Raw genomic sequence first — 18,966 nt, 5'->3', positions numbered from 1 at the left:
CGTGTCGAACGGCGCGTGTGGCACGGAAATCGGCGGCTTCGGGGCAATCATGGAGTGATGACGCGAGGTCGGCGGTTTCCCGGGCATGCGATGCGCAACGGCGCGGCGGCGTTGTGCGCGGTGCTGTTGTACTACAGCGTGCCGGTGGGCTGGATGTTCGAGCTCGACGCGTGGCCGGGGCGGTTGGTAGGGGTGGTCCTCTTCGCCGGCGGGATCGCGGGGCTGGGCTGGCTGGTCTGGCGGCGGATCGACAACTATCTGCGGGAGCCGACCGCCGCGGGAGCACAGGTCGACGGATTGCTGCTGCTCGTATGCATCGTCGGCGTGGTGTTCGCCCTGTTCTACTACCGCTTGCAGCAGCTTCATCCGGATCAGTTCGCCGGGCTCGAAACTCGTACCGACGCACTGTATTACACGCTCGTCACCCTCGGCACCGTCGGATTCGGCGACGTGCACGCCGTCGGTCAGGCCGCGCGCATCGCCACGATGGTGCAGATCGTGTTCGACCTGGTGGTGCTCGGCACCCTGCTCACCATCATCACTACCAGCGTGACCGGCCGGATCCAGGCCGCGACCCGTGCCGCGCACAAGGTCAGCGGCGATGCGCCCGATACCACTCGATGAGCTCGTCGGTCGACGAATCACCCACCGACACCGGCTTTTCCGGTCCGCTCAGCAGCGGCATCAGGGCGAGCGCCTGCTGCTTGCCCAGCTCGACACCCCACTGGTCGAAACTGTCGACACCCCAGATGATGCCCTCGACGAACACCTGGTGCTCGTAGAGCGCGATCAGCTGACCCAGCGCCGACGGCGTGAGCTCCGCCGCCAGGATCGTGGTGCTGGGCCGATTGCCCGGCATCACCTTGTGCGGCACCAGTTCCGGGTCGGTGCCCTCGGCGCGGATCTCCTCGGCGGTCTTGCCGAACGCCAGCACCTTCGACTGCGCGAACAGGTTGCTGATCAGGATGTCCTGCATGCTGCCGGTGCCGTCGCGGGTCGGCAGGTCGTCGGTGGACCTGGCGAAGCCGAGGAAATCGGCGGGGATCAGGCGGGTGCCCTGGTGGAGGAGCTGGTAGAAGGCGTGCTGGCCGTTGGTACCCGGCTCGCCCCAGAAGATCTCGCCGGTCGACGAGGTGACCGGGGTGCCGTCGGCGCGGACCGACTTGCCGTTGGACTCCATCGTCAATTGCTGGAGATAGGCGGGGAATCGGGCCATGTCATTCGAATAGGGCAGGACCACGCGGGATTCCGCGCCGAAGAAATTCGAGTACCAGACACCGAGCATCGCCAGCAGGACCGGCGCGTTCTCCGCCAGCGGCGCGGTGGCGAAATGCTTGTCTATGGCGTGCATTCCGCTGAGGAATTCCGCGAACTGCTCCTTGCCGATGGTCACCATCACCGAGAGACCGATCGCCGAATCCACCGAGTAACGGCCGCCGACCCAATCCCAGAAGCCGAACATGTGCGCGGTGTCGATGCCGAAGGCAGCCACACGTTCCGCGTTCGTCGACACCGCGACGAAATGCTTGGCGACCGCTTCCTCACCGAGCGCGTCGACCAGCCAGCGGCGCGCGGCGGTGGCGTTGGTGAGGGTTTCCAGCGTCGAGAACGTCTTGGACGCGACAATGAACAAGGTGGTGGCCGGGTCGAGGCCGGTGAGCTTGGCGACCAGATCGGCCGGGTCGACATTCGAGACGAAACGGGCGCCGATGCCCGCGTCGACGTAGTGGCGCAGTGCGCGATACACCATGTCGGGGCCCAGATCCGAGCCACCGATGCCGATATTGACGATGGTCTCGATGCGTTCGCCGGTCGCGCCGCGCCACGCGCCCGAGCGCACGGAATCAGCGAATTCGCCCATCCGGCGCAGGACGTCGTGCACCTCTGCATCGGCGTCGGTGCCGTCGATGCAGAGCTGGTCGCCGACCGGTAGGCGCAGGGCGATATGGCCGACCGCGCGATCCTCGGAGGTGTTGATGTGCTGGCCCGCGTACATCGCGTCGCGGCGTTGCGGCACACCCGCCGTGTGCGCGAGATCGACGAGCAGGCGCAGGGTTTCGCGGGTCACGCGATGTTTGCTGTAGTCGATGTGCAGGTCCGCCACCTGCATCGTCAGCTCGCGACCGCGTGCCGGGTCATCGGCGAACAGCTGCCTCAGGTGCATCGGCGCAACGGTGCGGTGATTGCTGTGCAGTGCCTGCCAGGCCGCCGACGCGGTGATGTCGCTGCTGCTCACGAGCCGAGGGTACCGCGTTACCGGCGGGCAGGCGCGCGGGTGTCGACGACCTCGACAAGCCACCGGTACGGTCTGGGAGTGTGCCGGGCACGAGGCCCCACCGCCTCCCACTGCCGCGCACGCGACGCAGGGCCGAGAGCTGCCAGTCGAGCTCCCGGACGACGCGCTACATTCTCGGAGAGGCGGGACAGTGTCTGAACGCGATGTACTCGAATTCGTACCCAAGGGTTTGTGGATCGGCTCCGGGCCCGTCGACGCCACCGGGGGTGGCACTTTCGACGTACACAATCCGGCCGATGGGACGGTGATCGCGCAGGTCGCCGACGCGACTCCCGAGGACGCGATGCGGGCGCTGGACGCGGCCGTCGCGGCGGGACCGGCGTGGGCGGCGACGCCGTCGCGGGAGCGGGGCGAGATCCTGCGGACGGTGTTCGAGCAGCTCACCGCGCGAGCGGAGGAATTCGCGCTGCTGATGACGCTCGAGATGGGCAAGGCGCTGTCGGAGAGCCGCAACGAGGTGCGCTACGGCGCCGAGTTCTTCCGCTGGAACAGCGAAGAGGCCGTGCGGATCCACGGGCGGTATCTGAACGCGCCGTCGGGAACCGGGCGGATCATGGTCGCCAAGCAGCCGGTGGGTCCGTGCCTGGCGATCACACCGTGGAATTTCCCGCTGGCCATGGGCACCCGCAAGATCGGGCCCGCGCTGGCGGCGGGCTGCACGATGATCGTCAAGCCCGCCTCGGCGACGCCGCTGACCATGCTGGCGCTGGCCGAGCTCTGTAGCGAGGCAGGCCTGCCCGACGGGGTGCTGTCGGTGATCACCACCCAGCGTTCCGGGGCCGTCACGGGCCCGCTGATCGACGATCCGCGGCTGCGCAAGCTCACCTTCACCGGCTCCACCGAAGTCGGTAAGAAGCTCGTTGCGGCGTCCGCGAACCGGCTGCTGCGCACGTCCATGGAATTGGGCGGCAACGCGCCGTTCGTCGTGTTCGACGATGCCGATATCGACGCCGCCGTGGCCGGTGCGATGCAGGCGAAGCTGCGCAACGGCGGCGAAGCCTGCACCGCCGCCAACCGGTTCTACGTCCAGCGCGGTGTGGTCGCCGAGTTCACCGAGAAGTTCGTCGCCGCGATGGCAGACACCGTCGTGATGGGCCCCGGCACCGACGCCGCGACCACCCTCGGCCCATTGGTGAGCGAGGATCAGCGCGAGATCGTGAGCGACCTGGTCGACGATGCTGTCGCCGTGGGCGCGCGAGCATTGATCGGCGGCAAGGTTCCCGGCGGTCCAGGGTGGTATTACCCCGCCACGATCCTGGGCGATGTCCCGCCGTCCGCCCGCATCCTGCGCGAGGAAGTGTTCGGTCCGGTCGCCCCGATCGTCGCGTTCGACACCGACGAAGAGGGCGTCGCCGCCGCGAACGACACCGAATACGGTCTGGTCAGCTACGTGTTCACCCGAGATCTCGACCGTGCGCTGCGCATCTCGGAGGCGATGGAGAGCGGCATGGTGGGCGTGAACCGCGGCGTCATCTCCGACCCCGCCGCCCCGTTCGGCGGCGTCAAGGAATCGGGCTTCGGTCGCGAGGGCGGCACCGAGGGCATCGAGGAATACCTGAACACCAAATACATCGCCCTGACCTGAGCCGGACAGAAAAATAACCGCCCCGGGGATGGTGTCGCACCCGGGGCGGCTTTTCGGAAGCGGCGAACTGGCTGGTCCGTCGCGTGGTTTGTGGTCTGGGGGCTAGCGGCCGAGACGGCCGCGGCCGAGGCGGAGCAGGAGCATGGCGAGGGTGTGGCCCTCCTGGCCCAGCTCACTGAAGCGCTCGAGAACTTTCATCTCACGGCTGTGGACCAGGCGCGTACCACCGGAAGCCATCCGGGTGCGGCCGATGATCCGGGAGATCTCGCTGCGGCGTTTGATCGCGGCGAGGATCGTGGCATCGAGCTGATCGATCTCGAGGCGGAGCTTGTCGATCTCAGCTTCGGACTGCGGCAAGGCCGAATCGGAGCCGGTGGTCGTAGCAGGGGTGCTCATCATTCATCTCCTCGTGTCAGAACTTGGATCGGTCAAACCGAACGGCCTGTTACCCGATCTGTTCCGTCACCCTGAAACTTTTCCCGATGGGCAGTACTGGATCCCCCCGGGAGTGCGCGATCAGTACTCCCCGCCACGATATCGGATCGGCTGCCGACCCGGACATGCGGAGAAGCGCTGACCATGTGGCTCAGTCTGCCACGGGGCGCTAGGTAGGCAAAACAGTTCTGTTTGTGAATTCGCTGAGAACGTTCACCAAGCGTCGCCCGCGTCGACCTGGCCGGGTTCACCGGAAGTTTGCCCGGCTGTCGCTGCCCGGTCATCGTGGTAGCGGCAGTTCGCGGCTTGTCGGTGCCCGCCGGTAGCGTGGACACACGATGGATATCACGGTCGCTCCCCACGCCTCAGCCACCGATCCCAGCGAACCCGCGCCCGCGGCGAAGGGTGCCGTGCCAGCGCCTCGGGACGGGGGTGGCACCGGCGTGTCCGCGCTGGCTCAGGCGGCGGCGCGAAACAGCGCCGACCAGTCACAGCGTCGTCAGGAGCGGGAACAACAGCGCGCCGAGGAGATCGAGCGTCTACTCGACGGGCTCAACCCGCCCCAGCGTGCCGCGGTGATGCACGCGGGCTCCCCACTGCTGATCGTGGCGGGCGCGGGCTCGGGCAAGACCGCCGTGCTCACCCGCCGGATCGCCTATCTGCTCGCGGCGCGCGGCGTCCGCACCGGGGAGATCCTGGCCATCACCTTCACCAACAAGGCCGCCGCCGAGATGCGGGAACGGGTCGCCGGGCTGGTCGGTCCGCGGGCGGCCAGCATGTGGGTGTCGACCTTCCATTCCAGCTGTGTGCGCATTCTGCGGATGCAGGCGGCCCTGCTGCCCGGCCTGAATTCGAATTTCTCGATCTACGACGCCGACGATTCTCGTCGGTTGCTGACGATGATCAGTCGCGATTTCGAGATCGATACGAAGAAGTATTCGGCGCGTTTGCTGTCGACCGCCATTTCGAATCTGAAGAACGAACTGATCGGTCCGGAAAAGGCCGCCGCCGACGCCGAAGCCGACGACACCGAACTGCCCGCGCTGGTCGCCCGGGTCTACGCCGAGTACCAACGGCGACTGCGCACGGCCAACGCGATGGACTTCGACGATCTGATCGGCGAGACGGTGGCCCTGCTGCAGAACCATCCCCAGGTCGCCGAGTACTACCGGCGCCGGTTCCGGCACGTGCTGGTCGACGAGTACCAGGACACCAACCACGCCCAGTATGTGCTGGTGCGTGAGCTGGTCGGGCACCACAGCACGGCGCAGGAGCAGGCGGTCGAGCCGAGCGAGCTGTGCGTGGTCGGCGACGCCGATCAGTCCATCTACGCGTTCCGTGGCGCCACCATCCGCAACATCGAGGAATTCGAACGCGACTTCCCGGACGCGGAAACCATTCTGCTGGAACAGAACTACCGCTCCACCCAGCACATTCTGTCCGCCGCCAACGCGGTGATCGCGCGCAACGAGGGCAGGCGCGAGAAGAAACTGTGGACCGATTCCGGCGAAGGTGAACTGATCACCGGCTACGTCGCCGACAACGAGCACGACGAAGCGTCCTTCGTCGCCAAGGAGATCGATCGGCTCGTCGACACGGGCGAGGCCAACTACGGCGACGTGGCGGTGTTCTATCGCACCAACAACAATTCGCGTGCGCTGGAAGAGATCTTCATCCGCATGGGCCTGCCGTACAAGGTCGTCGGTGGTGTGCGGTTCTACGAGCGCAAAGAAGTGCGCGACGTGGTTGCCTACCTGCGCGTGCTGGAGAATCCCGAAGACGCGGTGAGTGTGCGCCGCGTTCTCAACACTCCACGTCGCGGGATCGGCGATCGTGCGGAGGCGTGCGTGGCAGTGCATGCCGAACAGCGCGGTATCGGTTTCGCCGCGGCGCTGCGTGATGCCGCCGAAGGCAAAGTCGCCCTGCTGAATACCCGCGCGCAGCGGGCCATTGCGGGATTCCTCGATCTGCTCGACGAGATCCGGGTGGCCGGAAAACGGGCCGACAGCGACTATCCCGATGTGGGCAATGTCGTCGAGGCGGTGCTCGACCGCACCGGATATCGCGGTGAATTGGAAGCCTCCGACGATCCGCAGGACGGTGCGCGGCTCGACAACCTCAACGAATTGGTCAGCGTCGCACGCGAATTCAGTTCCGAGGCATTCAACAACGCCGAGGCCGCCCGTGAGGAAGGGCTGGTGCCGGAGGCGGGCGACGGCGAACCCGAGCCGGGGTCGCTGGCTGCGTTCCTCGAGCGGGTGTCGCTGGTCGCCGATACGGATCAGATCCCCGATGAGGGCACCGGCGTGGTCACCATGATGACGCTGCACACAGCCAAGGGGCTGGAATTCCCGGTGGTCTTCGTGACCGGCTGGGAGGACGGGCAATTCCCGCACATGCGGGCGCTGGGGGATCCGAACGAGCTGGCCGAGGAACGTCGTCTGGCCTATGTGGGGATCACGCGGGCTCGCCAGCGGCTCTATCTCTCGCGCGCTGTGGTGCGGTCGGGCTGGGGGCAGCCGGTGTCGAACCCGGAATCCCGTTTCCTGCAGGAGATCCCGCAGCATCTGCTGGATTGGCGCAGATTGGAGCCGGTTGTCTCGCCGGTGCAGCGCGGGCGGCGCCGGGGTGAGGACAGTGGGTTCGATCGGGATTGGACCAGTGGGAGCGGCTGGGATCAGCGGCCGGGTGTGCGTGGTGGATCCGGCGAGCGCCGGCCCGCGCCGGGCGGGGCGGTGAAGCGGAACAACACCGAACTGGTTCTTGCCGTGGGGGATCGGGTTACCGATGACAAGTACGGGTTGGGGCGGGTTGTGGCCGCCGATGGGGTGGGGCCGTTGGCTACGGTGACCATCGACTTCGGGTCGGCGGGCAAGATTCGGCTGATTCCGCAGTTCAGTCGGACGATTGTGAAGTTGTGATGGTGGACCCCCGCCCACGCTCCCGGCATGCGGAGCGTGGGCGCGGGTCGGGTCAGTGGGGCAACAGGTCTGTCAGGGCCTCGTCGAGGGTGGGGTAGCGGAAGTCGAAGCCGGCCTTGTGGAGGACTTCGGAGGTGGCGTGGCGGCCGGTGAGGCCGAGTGCTGGGTCGGTGCGGAGGAAGACGGCGCCGACGGTGAGCACTGCCTTCGGCGTGGGGGGTGATGGGGGGCGGTGCAGGATTCGGCGGAGGGTGGCCATGAGTTCGGTGTTGCGGACCGGGAATTCGGTGGCGGCCACGAGGATGCCGTCGGGGAGGGTGACGGAGGGGTCGAGGCCGAGGGAAGCGCGGACGATGGCCAGCCAGTCCTCGATGTGGATCCAGCTGAACCATTGATCGCCGGGGCCTACGCGACCGCCGAGACCTGCCTTGGTGAGCTGGCCCAGGCGTTTGAGGGCGGGGGCGTCGGGGTCGAGGACGATGGAGGTGCGCAGGATCGTCCAGTGGTCGGCGCGAGCGGGGTCGAACGCCTCCTCCCATGGCTGGGCGACGCCGGTCATCTGCGGGAGGCCGACGGGCAGGGGAGTTGTTTCGGTGCACCGGGTTTCGCCCGCGTCGGACCAGATGGCCGTAGTGCTCGCCTGGACCCAGTAGTCGACGGGGGTGTCGCGCAGGCGGGCCGCGGCGACGAGAGCAGTGGTGGAATCGACTCGGCTGGAGCGTAATTCGGCGACATTGCGTTCGGTCGGCCTGCAGTCGACCAGTTTCCCGGCGAGGTTGATCACCGCGAGACGACCTGGTTCGCGCAGTTCGGCGGACCATGAGCCGACCGAGCGGCCGTCCCACTCGGTCTGGCGGAACGGCAGATCCGGGTTGCGGCGGCGGGTCAGCAGGGTGACACGTTGTCCGCGGCAGGTCAGATCGGCGGCGATCTGGAGACCGAGCGCGCCGGTGCCACCGGCGATGACGACATTCAGCGCGTCGTCGACGGGAGCCAGTCCGGCCAGCCGGGCCAGCCGCGAGAAGTTCACGCGCGCATCGGTTTCGATGAACGGACGGACTACGGTGCGCGCCGCGGCGGCGGGGCCGGTGAACCGCAGTTCCTGGGTGATCTCGGTGCCGCCGTCGCGCGGAGTCAACCGCCAGGTGAGGTGCATGGTGCCCGCGGGTTCGGGCTGCTCGATGCCGAGCTCACGATTCGGTTCGAACACGGTGACAGTGAACGGTTTCGCGAACCGCCCGTGAATTCGCGCGGAGACCTTGCCATCGGGGAGATAGTCGCCGGTGGCGCCGACGGCAACCGGCCCGTGCATCCGCACCGACCGCACCCCGGGGTTCCACTCCGGCCACTGCTCGAGATCCCCGAGCACCCCCCACACCAATTCCGGTGCGAGCCCGATGAACTGCGTGTACTTCGTCGTACCAGCCATAGCCGAAACGCTAACCCCGCCACCTGCTCAGGGGAAGCGTGCCGCTGGTCACGCAACAAGACCGTCCACAAGCTGCCTCGATTACGCAACAGCCGGGCGAACAAAAGATGATCGGTCGTTTTCACCGACCACGCGTCGGCATCCCGACGGCAGTCACAGCAAGCCGACCAGTGCTGAGGTCCGGCCTGAATTCATGGGAAGGCGGACCGCGAGTTATCCCTGTTCTTACCGGTGATCACTAATCGCGCTGGGCGCCGAGGCTGATGCCGCGGGTGGCCAGCCACGGGACCGGATCGATCTTGTCGGTGCCGTTGAGCCAGACCTCGAAGTGGCAGTGCGGGCCGGTGGAGAAGCCGCGGTTGCCCATCGTGGCGATCTGGTCGCCCGCCATCACGCGCTCGCCCTGCGAGACGGTGGCGGTGTCGATGTGGCCGTAGATGGTGACGGTGCCGTCGTCGTGCAGGACGCGGACCCACATGCCGAAACCGGACGCCGGGCCCGCTTCGATGATGGTGCCGTCGGCGACCGCGTAGATCGGGGTGCCGATCGGTCCCGCGACGTCGATGCCGAGGTGCTGGACGCCCCAGCGGGCGCCGAAACCGGAGGTGTAGTTGCCCGCGGCGAACTTGGTGAACAGGGGCCGCAGCTTGGCGGATTCCTGGGCGGCGAGGTCTTCGGCGAACTTGGCGCCCTTGGCCAGGATGTCGTCGAAGTGGTTCTTGTCGGCGATGGTGGTGGCGTCGAGTACCTGGGGTGCCGCGCCGGTGCCCGGGTCGCCGACGTCGGCCGTGCTCATGGACTGGGCGGCGATCTCGTGGACCTGACCCGCTGCCTCGTAATCGATACCGTGCGCGGGCTGGCCCGGATCGGCCATGGCCGCCTGACCTGCGGCGACAACCGCACCGGCGGCGACGGCGATGACCGCGGCGCGGCCCTTCAGCGCGGCGGGCGGTGCGGGGACGCGGTGTGCGCCACCACGCCGTTCGGCGCGGCGCGGCGCGGGGGATTCTTCCGCGGTGGTCTCTTCGGCCGCGGGCGCCCAGTCGGTGCCGTACGTGCCGGTGTCATAGGACTCGTCCGCGGTCCATTCGTCCTCGGCGGGCGTCCACGCCGCGTCGTCGGACCACGAGTTCTGGTCGCGCCACGCGTCGTCGGTCTGCGGCCATGCGGCGGCGGGAGCCCGGCGGGCCTGCGGATGCGACGTGTATTCGTCGGCGTACCGGTAACGGTGGCCGGAGTTGGTGCGATTTTCGACTGGAAGGGTGGAGCGGTGGTTCATCGGCCGGGCCGATTCGCCAGCTGTTCCAAGCGAGTACTGAAGTACCTCAAGCTTGTCGTCCTCCTCAGTCCTGACTTGCCAGTCGTGACCTGGTTGTCGTGACCTGGTTGTGACTTCGACCGCATTGACGGTAACGAAGCGATTGCAGAGTGGCAAGCGCTGGTTGAAAACCTACACGCGTGTGTGACATTCGTCACCGTAACGCCATGGAATATCTCACCGTTTTCCGGCATCTCGGGTGAGGTCTGTCGACGACATAACGTAGTAGATGCCGGGGGGTTCCAGTTTTAGGCGGCCCGACCTGCCAAGGCGTTGTGAAACATCCAAAAACTACTCGCCAGTAGCCTTGGCCAGCGGTTTTCCGGGGCTCCCGTTATGGGTCGTGACCTGCGCCACTTACTATGAACGTGGTCGTTTACCCCTCCCCGTGACTAGCTACAGTCCGATCCGACCCGCTACCGACGTCGGGCCGCCAACAAAGACGTTGTCATAGCAACGCAGACGAGACGGTGAGTACATGGATCTCTTCGAATATCAGGCGAAGGAGCTCTTCGTTAAGCACGGAGTGCCTTCGTCCGAGGGTCGTGTTTGCGACACGGCCGAAGAAGCACGCGCCATTGCCGAGGAAATCGGCAAGCCCGTGATGGTCAAGGCGCAGGTCAAGGTGGGCGGCCGCGGCAAGGCTGGCGGCGTCAAATACGCGGCCACCCCGGAAGACGCGTTCACGCACGCGCAGAACATCCTCGGCCTCGACATCAAGGGCCACATCGTCAAGAAGCTCCTGGTCGCCGAGGCCAAGGACATCGCGGAGGAGTACTACATCTCCTTCCTGCTCGACCGCTCCAACCGCACCTACCTGGCCATGTGTTCGGTCGAGGGCGGCATGGAGATCGAAGAGGTCGCGGAGAAGACTCCCGAGCGCCTCGCCAAGATCGCCGTCGACGCCGTCAAGGGTGTCGACCTGGCCTTCGCCCGTGAGATCGCGGAGAAGGGCCACCTGCCCGCCGACGTGCTCGACGCCGCGGCCGTGACCATCCAGAAGCTGTGGGAGGTCTTCGTCAACGAGGACACCACCCTGGTCGAGGTCAACCCGCTGGTGCGCACTCCCAACGACGAGATCCTCGCCCTCGACGGCAAGGTCACCCTGGACGAGAACGCCGAGTACCGGCATCCCGACCACCTCGAGTTCGCCGACGTCGACGCGACCGACCCGCTCGAGCTCAAGGCCAAGGAAAACGACCTCAACTACGTCAAGCTCGACGGTGAGGTCGGCATCATCGGCAACGGCGCCGGTCTGGTCATGTCCACCCTGGACGTCGTCGCGTACGCCGGTGAGAACCACGGCGGCGTGAAGCCGGCCAACTTCCTCGACATCGGCGGCGGCGCTTCGGCTTCCGTGATGGCCGCGGGCCTGGACGTCATCCTGGGCGATGCGCAGGTCAAGAGCGTGTTCGTCAATGTCTTCGGTGGCATCACCGCCTGTGACGCGGTCGCCAACGGCATCGTGGGCGCCCTCGAGGTGCTCGGTGCCGCGGCCACCAAGCCGCTGGTCGTTCGTCTGGACGGCAACAACGTCGAAGAGGGTCGTCGCATCCTCGCCGAGGCCAACCACCCGCTGGTGACGCTGGCCCAGACCATGGACGAGGGCGCCGACAAGGCCGCCGAACTCGCCTTCAGCGCCAAGTAAGGAACAGCGAACATGTCCATCTTCCTGAACAAGGACAACAAGGTCATCGTCCAGGGCATCACCGGCGGCGAGGGCACCAAGCACACCGCGCTGATGCTGAAGGCGGGCACCAACGTCGTCGGCGGCGTGAACGCGCGCAAGGCCGGCACCACGGTCAAGCACACCGACAAAGACGGCAACGCGATCGAGCTGCCCGTGTTCGCCTCCGTCGCCGAGGCGATCGAGAAGACCGGCGCCGACACCTCCATCGCGTTCGTGCCGCCCGCCTTCTCCAAGGACGCCATCATCGAGGCCATCGACGCGGAGATCCCGCTGCTCGTGGTCATCACCGAGGGCATCCCGGTGCAGGACTCCGCCTTCGCGTGGGCCTACAACGTCGAAAAGGGCGAGAAGACCCGCATCATCGGCCCGAACTGCCCCGGCATCATCACCCCCGGCGAGGCGCTGGTCGGCATCACCCCGAACAACATCACCGGCAAGGGCCCGATCGGCCTGGTGTCGAAGTCGGGCACCCTGACCTACCAGATGATGTACGAGCTGCGTGATTTCGGTTTCTCGACCGCGATCGGCATCGGCGGCGACCCGGTCATCGGCACCACCCACATCGACGCCATCGAGGCGTTCGAGAAGGACCCCGAGACCAAGATCATCGTCATGATCGGCGAGATCGGTGGCGACGCCGAAGAACGCGCGGCCGCGTACATCAAGGCCAACGTGACCAAGCCGGTCGTCGGCTACGTCGCCGGTTTCACCGCGCCCGAGGGTAAGACCATGGGCCACGCAGGCGCCATCGTCTCCAGTGGTGGCGGCACCGCGCAGGCCAAGCAGGAAGCGCTCGAGGCCGCAGGCGTGAAGGTCGGTAAGACGCCGTCCGCCACCGCCGCGCTCGCTCGCGAGATCCTGGAGAAGGCGTCCATCGCTTCTGCGTGATCTGAAATCTCACACTGTCGAAGGCCGCCTTCAGGTTTAACCTGGGCGGCCTTCGTCGATTCATCCACAGGCGGTGGTTTATCCACAGCCTGCATCGGTAGGTGATGACCGGGGCCGTGGCGTGCAGTAGCGTCAGGTATCGGATCAGGCACCAGTCAGTTCGACGCGACCGATGCGCACGACTCGACAAGGAGACGACGAGACATGTCATACCCGACCGGGGGCTCCGGGTACAACACACCCGCGACACCCGCCGCGCCTCAGGGCCCGAGTACCGGAGCCGCCGCGGCTTCGCCATCGACCGCGACCGGTTCGGATGGCAAAGGACTGCCGTTCATCCTGACCGCGGCCGCCGCCGGACTCGGCGTCGTCACCTTCCTCCTCGGCTTCGCGCCGTATGTCGGCTTCACCGCGCTGCGTGAGACCACCACCGGCAGCATGTTCGAGTCGAGCAGCGGCGCCCTCGCGACGCTGATCCTGGCCGCCGCCTTGCTGGCCGGGCTGTCGTTGCTACCCAAGCAGAACGTTCTCGGCGTCGCCGCGGCGCTGGCCGTGGCCTCGTTCCTCGGCGTCGTGGTCTCGCTGATCAGCGTGGGCGAGGGCATGGAACTGCAGTGGGGCGCGTTCGCGGTGGCCGCGTTCTCGTTCATCGTCGCCGTGCTGCTGGTGCTGGCATTGCTGTTCGGGCTCGGCATCATCAAGGTGCCGGCGCCGAAACCGGCCCAGCCGCAACAGCAGCAGAACCAGTACGGCCAGTACGCCCAGCAGGGTTACGGCCAGCAGGGCTACGGCCAGAGCACCGGCCAGCAGCCCTACGGGCAGACCGGTTACGGCCAGGCCCAGACCGGTGGGCAGTACCCGACGCAGTCGCCGTCGCCGTACGGCCAGCAGAGCCAGCCGTCGGTGCCGCAGGCGCAGCAGCCGGCCTACGGCCAGCCGGGCCAGCAGTCCTACGGTCAGCCGGCACAGCAGTCGCCGTACGGCCAGCAGTACGGTGCCCCGCAGGCGCAGCAGCAGCCCTCGCCGTATGGTGCGGCGCCGCAGGCACAGCCGCGTCCCGACGAGAGCGCGACGCAGACGTTCGGTGGGCAGCAGCAGGGCCAGCCGTTCGGTGCGCCGACCTACGGTGGCGCGCAGCCGTCGTCGCCCGGTCAGCCGCAGCCGTTCGGTGGCGAGCAGACCGCCGACCCGGCGGCCGATGCGACCACCGCGTTCCGTCCGAACGACGACAACAAGTAAAACCGACGGCTGCCGCACGGTGGTTCAGGTTCGATCGCGAGCCCACAGGTACGCCTGTGGGCTCGCGGCGCGCCTGACCCGCGGCCGCCGGGGAAGCTGCCACGCTGAATTGTCATGAGCTCCCGTAACGCCCTCGTGCGCCGGACCTCCGGGTCACGCGGCACCGGGGAGACAGTCGCCGCATCACCGCCCGGGCAGGAGCCCGGCTGGTGGTCGCTCTCGCCCGAGCGGGCGCGAACCCTGCTGCTGGTCGCGGCGAGGCCGACGATCACCGCCTTGGCGGCGACGGTGCTGCTCGTCCTCGTGGTCATGCTCACCACCGGCACCGATCTCACCAGTGCGCCCGCCGCGGTCGCCGCGACGTGGCTTGCCGCCCACCAGGTTCCGCTCACGGTCGGCAGGACGACCCTCGGCCTGCTGCCGCTGGCGCCGACGGCCGTGCTGGTCTGGCTGGCCGCCCGCGAATGCGCGCGGGCCGTTCCGAACCGCCCCACTCCCGTCGAGCTGGGCTGGTTGACCGGTGCCGTGCTGGCCGGACCGCTGCTGATGACAGCCGTCTGCCTCGCCGTCACCGGCGATGCCGCGGGTGTCACCCCGCTCGAATCCTCGGGTCCGATCGCGGCGTTCGGCTGGGTGTTCGTGCTGTATCTGTTCGCGGCCGCCGCCGGGATCGCCGGCCGGGCGTGGAGTTCGCTGTGCGCGCTGGTGCCGATCGAGATCCCGGAATGGGCGGTCCTCGGCGCCCGCGCGGCGCGTCGCACCGTGTTGCGCATGCTCGGCTGCGCCGTGCTGGCCACCGTGATCTCCTTCTTCGTGCATCTGTCCCGGCTCGACGGTGCCTTCCAGCAGGCCCACAACGTCACCGACGTGCTGGGTATGACCTTGCTTTCCCTGCTCTATCTGCCGAATGTGGTGATCGGCGCGGCGGGGATCCTCAGCGGCGCCGCGGTGCTGTTCGGAGCGGGCTCGGTCGGGCTGTTCGGCGTGACCGGCGGGCACATGCCGGTGCTGCCCGCGCTGATCCCCGTGCCGGAAGGCCCCGCGTCCCCGTGGTGGGCGGCGCTGCTGCTGGTCCCGCTCGCCGTCGGCGTGCTCGGCGGGATCGAACTCGGCCGCACCAGCGATGACCGGCCCGGCGCGCCGTGGGCGACGCTCACCTGCGCCGCGCTGTCCACGCTGACGTTCCTGATGCTCGCGATCCTCGGCAGCGGTCAGCTCGGCGCCGTCGGGTGGGTGGGCGTCGATCTGCTGATGCTGGTCGTGCTGATGGTCACCTGGTTCGGTTTCGGCGGCTTCGTCGGCATGGTGTTCGCCCGCCGCTTCCTGGCACCGACCGCGCCGGCCGAGGTGTACGACGACTACGACGACGCAGACGACTACGAGGACTACGACTACTACGACGAGGACGAGTACGACGACGAGGACGACGATCCCGACGAGTACGCCGATGCTGTCGAATACGACGATCCCGCAGTCGAAGTCGACGGCGAACTGGTCGAGGACTTCGACGACGACCTCGAAGTGAGCATCGCCGCGCCCGGCTCGACCGACGAGCCCGCCGACGACATCGTCGACGTCGAAGTGGTCGAGTCGGACCTGCCGGACGAGGACAAGACCCCCGGTCGCTAAGCTCGACCCGGCGCCTGTCGCCATCGCCGCCGCCCGATCACACGCAGGAGTAGAGCGCTGACGTCCTCGTTTGCCCCGTGGAAGCCCGCCAGAACACCGGCCACCGTCGTCGTTCTGGCCTCGGGCACCGGCTCGCTGCTCAACGCACTGCTGGCCGCCGCACGCGAGCCCGGCTACCCGGCGCAGATCGTGGCCGTCGGTGTCGACCGCGACTGCCCGGCCACCGCGCACGCCGAGGCCGCCGGTGTGCCGCACTTCAAGGTGGGGCTCAAAGACTATTCCGACCGGGACGCCTGGAACGTCGCCCTTACCGAGGCCGTCGACGCGCACAAGCCCGATCTGGTGGTCCTGGCCGGCTTCATGAAAATCCTCGGCCCCGCGTTCATGGAACGTTTCGGCGGCCGGCTCATCAACACCCATCCCGCGCTGCTGCCGTCGTTCCCGGGCGCGCACGGGGTGCGTGACGCGCTCGCCTACGGCGTCAAGGTCACCGGCTGCACCGTGCACCTGGTCGACGCGGGCGTGGACACCGGCCCGGTCCTCGCGCAGGAAGCGGTCGCCGTGATGCCCGGCGACGACGAGGACACGCTGCAGGAGCGCATCAAGGTTGTCGAGCGACGGTTACTGGCGGAGGTCATCGCCGCCGTCGCGACGCGAGGCATTGTCTCCGACGGACGAAAGGCAGAAATACCAGTGAGCGAGCACGCCGGTGAGTGAACGTAAGGCGATCCAGAGGGCGCTGGTGAGCGTCTACGACAAGACCGGGCTCGTCGAGCTCGCCACCGGGCTGCACGCGGCCGGTGTGGAGCTGGTGTCGACGGGGTCTACCGCGGGCAAGATCGCCGAGGCCGGGATTCCGGTCACCAAGGTCGAGGATCTGACCGGGTTCCCGGAGACCCTCGACGGCCGGGTCAAGACGCTGCATCCGCGCGTGCACGCGGGCATCCTGGCCGACACCCGTCGTGCCGAGCATGTCGAGCAGCTCGTGGAACTGGGTGTCGAGGCGTTCCAGCTGGTGGTGGTGAACCTGTACCCGTTCACCCAGACCGTGGCCAGTGGCGCGAGCGTCGACGAGTGCGTGGAGCAGATCGACATCGGCGGGCCGTCGATGGTGCGTGCCGCGGCGAAGAATCACCCGTCGGTGGGTGTGGTCGTCGACGTCACCGACTACGACGACGTGCTCGCCGCGGTGAAGTCCGGCGGGTTCACCCTCGCCGAGCGGACCGCGCTGGCCGCCAAGGCCTTCCAGCACACCGCGAGCTACGACGTGGCCGTCGCGAGCTGGATGGGCTCGGTCGCCGTGCCCGCCGTCGCCGAGGAGACCGAGCAGTTCCCCGGCTGGGTCGCCGGTTCGTGGGAGCGCGCCGCGGTGCTGCGCTACGGCGAGAACCCGCACCAGGCCGCCGCGCTGTACACCAGCAACGACGGCACGGTCGGGATCGCGCAGGCGAAGCAGTTGCACGGCAAGGAGATGTCGTACAACAACTACACCGACGGTGACGCCGCCTGGCGGGCCGCGTTCGACTTCGACGAGCCCGCGGTCGCGGTGATCAAGCACGCCAACCCGTGTGGCATCGCCGTGGCGGGCGATATCGCCGAGGCGCACCGCAAGGCGCATGCCACCGACCCGGTGAGTGCCTACGGTGGCGTGATCGCGGCCAACCGTGAGGTGAGCGTCGAGATGGCCGAGCAGGTCGCCGAGATCTTCACCGAGGTGATCATCGCCCCCGGGTACGCGCCCGGTGCGGTGGAAGTGTTGCAGCGCAAGAAGAACGTGCGCGTGCTGGTGGCCGACGCGCCGCAGCGCAAGGGCGTGGAGCTGCGCCCGATCAGCGGCGGTGCGCTGCTGCAGGACCGCGACGTTCTCGATGCCGAGGGCGATGATCCGGTCAACTGGACTCTCGCCGCGGGCGACCCGGCCGACGTGACGACCCTGGCCGACCTCGAATTCGCCTGGCGCGCATGCCGTTCGGTGAAGTCGAACGCGATCCTGCTCGCCGAGGACGGCGCCGCGGTCGGCGTCGGCATGGGCCAGGTCAACCGTGTCGATTCCTGCAAGCTCGCCGTCGAGCGCGCGGGTGAGCGTGCGAAGGGTTCCGTCGCCGCCTCCGACGCCTTCTTCCCGTTCTCGGACGGGCCGGAGATCCTGGTGGCCGCGGGTGTTCGCGCGATCGTGCAGCCCGGCGGTTCGATCCGCGACAAGGACACCATCGAACTCTGCAAGGAAGCCGGCGTCACCCTGTACCTGACGGGCGCACGTCACTTCGCTCACTGAGTCCGAACCCGAAACGGGTGCCGCGCCGAATCCTCGGTGCGGCACCCGTTTCGGCTATCCGGCGTCGACTACCTCGCGGCTGCCCAGCGGGGAACTCAAGGGGATTTCCAAGGTGCCGAAGACGGCGTTCATGGTGCACATCTTGTTCACGGAGTCCGCTCGGGTCCCGGAGCGCAGGGATACGGTGACCACCTCGGCGGTTTCGGTGACGGAGGCGTCCACGGCGTAGCACTCGGGGTTGCCGGTCTGGAAGTTGACGCTGATCTTGTTCTCGCTCAGCCGGTTCCAGGACGTGAACGGGATCGGGTGCGGGTTGACGAGGGTGGGATCCGCGGTGAAGGGCTGCCCGATGCCGGGGTTCGGGTCTTCGGGCCGGGTGTTCGTGGTCGACGTATTCGGTTGGGGCGCAGCATCATCCGAGGATCCGCAGGCGGTGAGCGGTGCGATCAGCACGGCCACGGCTGCCGCGGCGGCGGTGTAGCGCGACATCGTTCTCATGGTGTCGACCCTAGACGGCGCGGCCCGGCCGTGAACTTTCCGCGAACCCTGCGCATAACTCCTCCATTTCCCGGCCGCGGCGACTACATTCGGCTTCGATGCGGCTCTGCGGCAATCGGCCGGCATCTTCTGTTGGGCTGAAGCAATTGGCGATCTTCGAAAGGAACAACGTGGCCGACACGCTGCGCGTAGGCGAAGAACTGGGACTGGGGCAGTCCCTGACCGGCGGTGCGTACACCCTGGCTCTGCAGCCGGATGGCAACCTGGTGCTGACCGAGCCCGACGGCAATGTCGTCTGGGCCGCCATGACGCACGGGCAGGACGCGCAGCGCGCGGCCCTGCAGCACGACGGCGACTTCGTCGTCTACAGCGGTGGCGGCGCGCGTATCTGGGCGACCGACACCAGCGGCAAGAACGTCGAGAAGCTGGTCGTGCAGCCCGACCGCAACGTGGTGCTCTACGGCACCGACGGCTCGGTCGCGTGGGCCACCGCCACCAATACCGACAACCCGCTGCCCGCGCCGGAGCCGGTCGCGGCGGCCCCGATCGCCGAGGAGGTCCCGCCGCCGCCGGCTGCGCAGACCTACACGGTCGAGTCGGGCGACACCCTGTGGGCGATCTCGGAGCGCTTCTACGGTGACGGGAACCGCTACCAGGAGATCGCCGCGGCCTCCGGTATCGACAATCCGGATCTGATCAACGCCGGTCAGGTACTGACCATCCCGTAAGGCGCAGACGAAAGTGGCCCCGAGGCAACAGCTTC

15 protein-coding genes are annotated in these 18,966 nt (G+C 67.7%); 10 read left to right on the top strand and 5 right to left on the bottom strand.

Annotation, left to right across the window (positions count from 1 at the left end):
- Positions 1 to 57: 57 nt before the first annotated feature.
- Positions 58 to 624: a potassium channel family protein gene (locus ACFQ9R_RS23520; RefSeq protein WP_378993286.1), complete on the top strand. Its 567-nt coding sequence runs from the start codon at positions 58 to 60 to the stop codon at positions 622 to 624.
- Here ACFQ9R_RS23520 and pgi read toward each other — a convergent pair.
- The gene (pgi, locus tag ACFQ9R_RS23515) at positions 593 to 2,236 is read right to left on the bottom strand and encodes a glucose-6-phosphate isomerase (RefSeq protein WP_378993285.1); all 1,644 of its coding nucleotides are present in this window, start codon (positions 2,234 to 2,236) and stop codon (positions 593 to 595) included. The genes ACFQ9R_RS23520 and pgi overlap by 32 nt on opposite strands.
- A 190-nt stretch (positions 2,237 to 2,426) precedes the next feature.
- On the opposite strand from pgi, the gene ACFQ9R_RS23510 reads away from it, so the two are divergent.
- Complete coding sequence (locus tag ACFQ9R_RS23510; RefSeq protein ID WP_378993284.1) at positions 2,427 to 3,881, top strand: NAD-dependent succinate-semialdehyde dehydrogenase; 1,455 nt, start codon at positions 2,427 to 2,429, stop codon at positions 3,879 to 3,881.
- A 102-nt stretch (positions 3,882 to 3,983) separates the two neighbouring features.
- On the opposite strand, the gene ACFQ9R_RS23505 is transcribed toward ACFQ9R_RS23510, so the two are convergent.
- The gene (locus ACFQ9R_RS23505) at positions 3,984 to 4,277 is read right to left on the bottom strand and encodes a chorismate mutase (protein WP_056816138.1); all 294 of its coding nucleotides are present in this window, start codon (positions 4,275 to 4,277) and stop codon (positions 3,984 to 3,986) included.
- A gap of 377 nt (positions 4,278 to 4,654) precedes the next feature.
- Between ACFQ9R_RS23505 and ACFQ9R_RS23500 the strand changes: the two genes are divergently transcribed.
- Positions 4,655 to 7,237 carry a UvrD-helicase domain-containing protein gene (locus ACFQ9R_RS23500; RefSeq protein ID WP_378993282.1) on the top strand — a complete coding sequence of 861 codons (2,583 nt, stop codon included), beginning with the start codon at positions 4,655 to 4,657 and terminating at the stop codon, positions 7,235 to 7,237.
- Between the two features lie 52 nt (positions 7,238 to 7,289).
- Here the strand turns inward: ACFQ9R_RS23500 and ACFQ9R_RS23495 are convergent, their stop codons facing one another.
- Both ACFQ9R_RS23495 and ACFQ9R_RS23490 read right to left on the bottom strand, forming a co-directional pair.
- On the bottom strand, positions 7,290 to 8,666 hold the full coding sequence (locus tag ACFQ9R_RS23495; RefSeq protein ID WP_378993281.1) for a DUF1731 domain-containing protein: 1,377 nt from the start codon (positions 8,664 to 8,666) through the stop codon (positions 7,290 to 7,292).
- Between the two features lie 238 nt (positions 8,667 to 8,904).
- Positions 8,905 to 9,945, bottom strand: coding sequence for a M23 family metallopeptidase (locus ACFQ9R_RS23490; RefSeq protein ID WP_378993280.1), 1,041 nt, complete (start codon positions 9,943 to 9,945; stop codon positions 8,905 to 8,907).
- A gap of 517 nt (positions 9,946 to 10,462) precedes the next feature.
- Here ACFQ9R_RS23490 and sucC point away from each other — a divergent pair.
- The 6 genes from sucC to purH all read left to right on the top strand — a co-directional run bounded on the left by sucC (position 10,463) and on the right by purH (position 17,705).
- On the top strand, positions 10,463 to 11,632 hold the full coding sequence (gene sucC / locus ACFQ9R_RS23485) for an ADP-forming succinate--CoA ligase subunit beta (protein WP_378993279.1): 1,170 nt from the start codon (positions 10,463 to 10,465) through the stop codon (positions 11,630 to 11,632).
- A gap of 12 nt (positions 11,633 to 11,644) precedes the next feature.
- Positions 11,645 to 12,562: a succinate--CoA ligase subunit alpha gene (gene sucD / locus ACFQ9R_RS23480; protein ID WP_378993277.1), complete on the top strand. Its 918-nt coding sequence runs from the start codon at positions 11,645 to 11,647 to the stop codon at positions 12,560 to 12,562.
- Between the two features lie 204 nt (positions 12,563 to 12,766).
- Complete coding sequence (locus ACFQ9R_RS23475) at positions 12,767 to 13,801, top strand: DUF5336 domain-containing protein (protein ID WP_378993276.1); 1,035 nt, start codon at positions 12,767 to 12,769, stop codon at positions 13,799 to 13,801.
- A gap of 114 nt (positions 13,802 to 13,915) precedes the next feature.
- Positions 13,916 to 15,430 (top strand): DUF6350 family protein, encoded by a 1,515-nt coding sequence (locus tag ACFQ9R_RS23470; protein WP_378993274.1) that lies wholly within the window; start codon positions 13,916 to 13,918, stop codon positions 15,428 to 15,430.
- Positions 15,431 to 15,466: 36 nt separating this feature from the next.
- Entirely contained in the window at positions 15,467 to 16,147 is a 681-nt protein-coding gene (gene purN / locus ACFQ9R_RS23465) for a phosphoribosylglycinamide formyltransferase (RefSeq protein WP_378636340.1), read from the top strand.
- Positions 16,140 to 17,705 carry a bifunctional phosphoribosylaminoimidazolecarboxamide formyltransferase/IMP cyclohydrolase gene (purH, locus tag ACFQ9R_RS23460; RefSeq protein ID WP_378993273.1) on the top strand — a complete coding sequence of 522 codons (1,566 nt, stop codon included), beginning with the start codon at positions 16,140 to 16,142 and terminating at the stop codon, positions 17,703 to 17,705. The genes purN and purH overlap by 8 nt, the downstream gene beginning before the upstream one ends.
- 54 nt (positions 17,706 to 17,759) lie before the next feature.
- On the opposite strand, the gene ACFQ9R_RS23455 is transcribed toward purH, so the two are convergent.
- The gene (locus tag ACFQ9R_RS23455; protein ID WP_378993271.1) at positions 17,760 to 18,203 is read right to left on the bottom strand and encodes a hypothetical protein; all 444 of its coding nucleotides are present in this window, start codon (positions 18,201 to 18,203) and stop codon (positions 17,760 to 17,762) included.
- Between the two features lie 170 nt (positions 18,204 to 18,373).
- Between ACFQ9R_RS23455 and ACFQ9R_RS23450 the strand changes: the two genes are divergently transcribed.
- Positions 18,374 to 18,931 carry a LysM peptidoglycan-binding domain-containing protein gene (locus ACFQ9R_RS23450; RefSeq protein WP_378635915.1) on the top strand — a complete coding sequence of 186 codons (558 nt, stop codon included), beginning with the start codon at positions 18,374 to 18,376 and terminating at the stop codon, positions 18,929 to 18,931.
- The last annotated feature ends 35 nt before the right edge of the window (positions 18,932 to 18,966 follow it).

It is taken from the genome of Nocardia sp. NPDC056541 (genome assembly GCF_042794235.1).
Lineage (GTDB): Bacteria > Actinomycetota > Actinomycetes > Mycobacteriales > Mycobacteriaceae > Nocardia.
The sequence above is the reverse complement of the archived record's forward strand: the minus strand, read 5'-3'. Positions and strand labels throughout refer to the sequence as shown.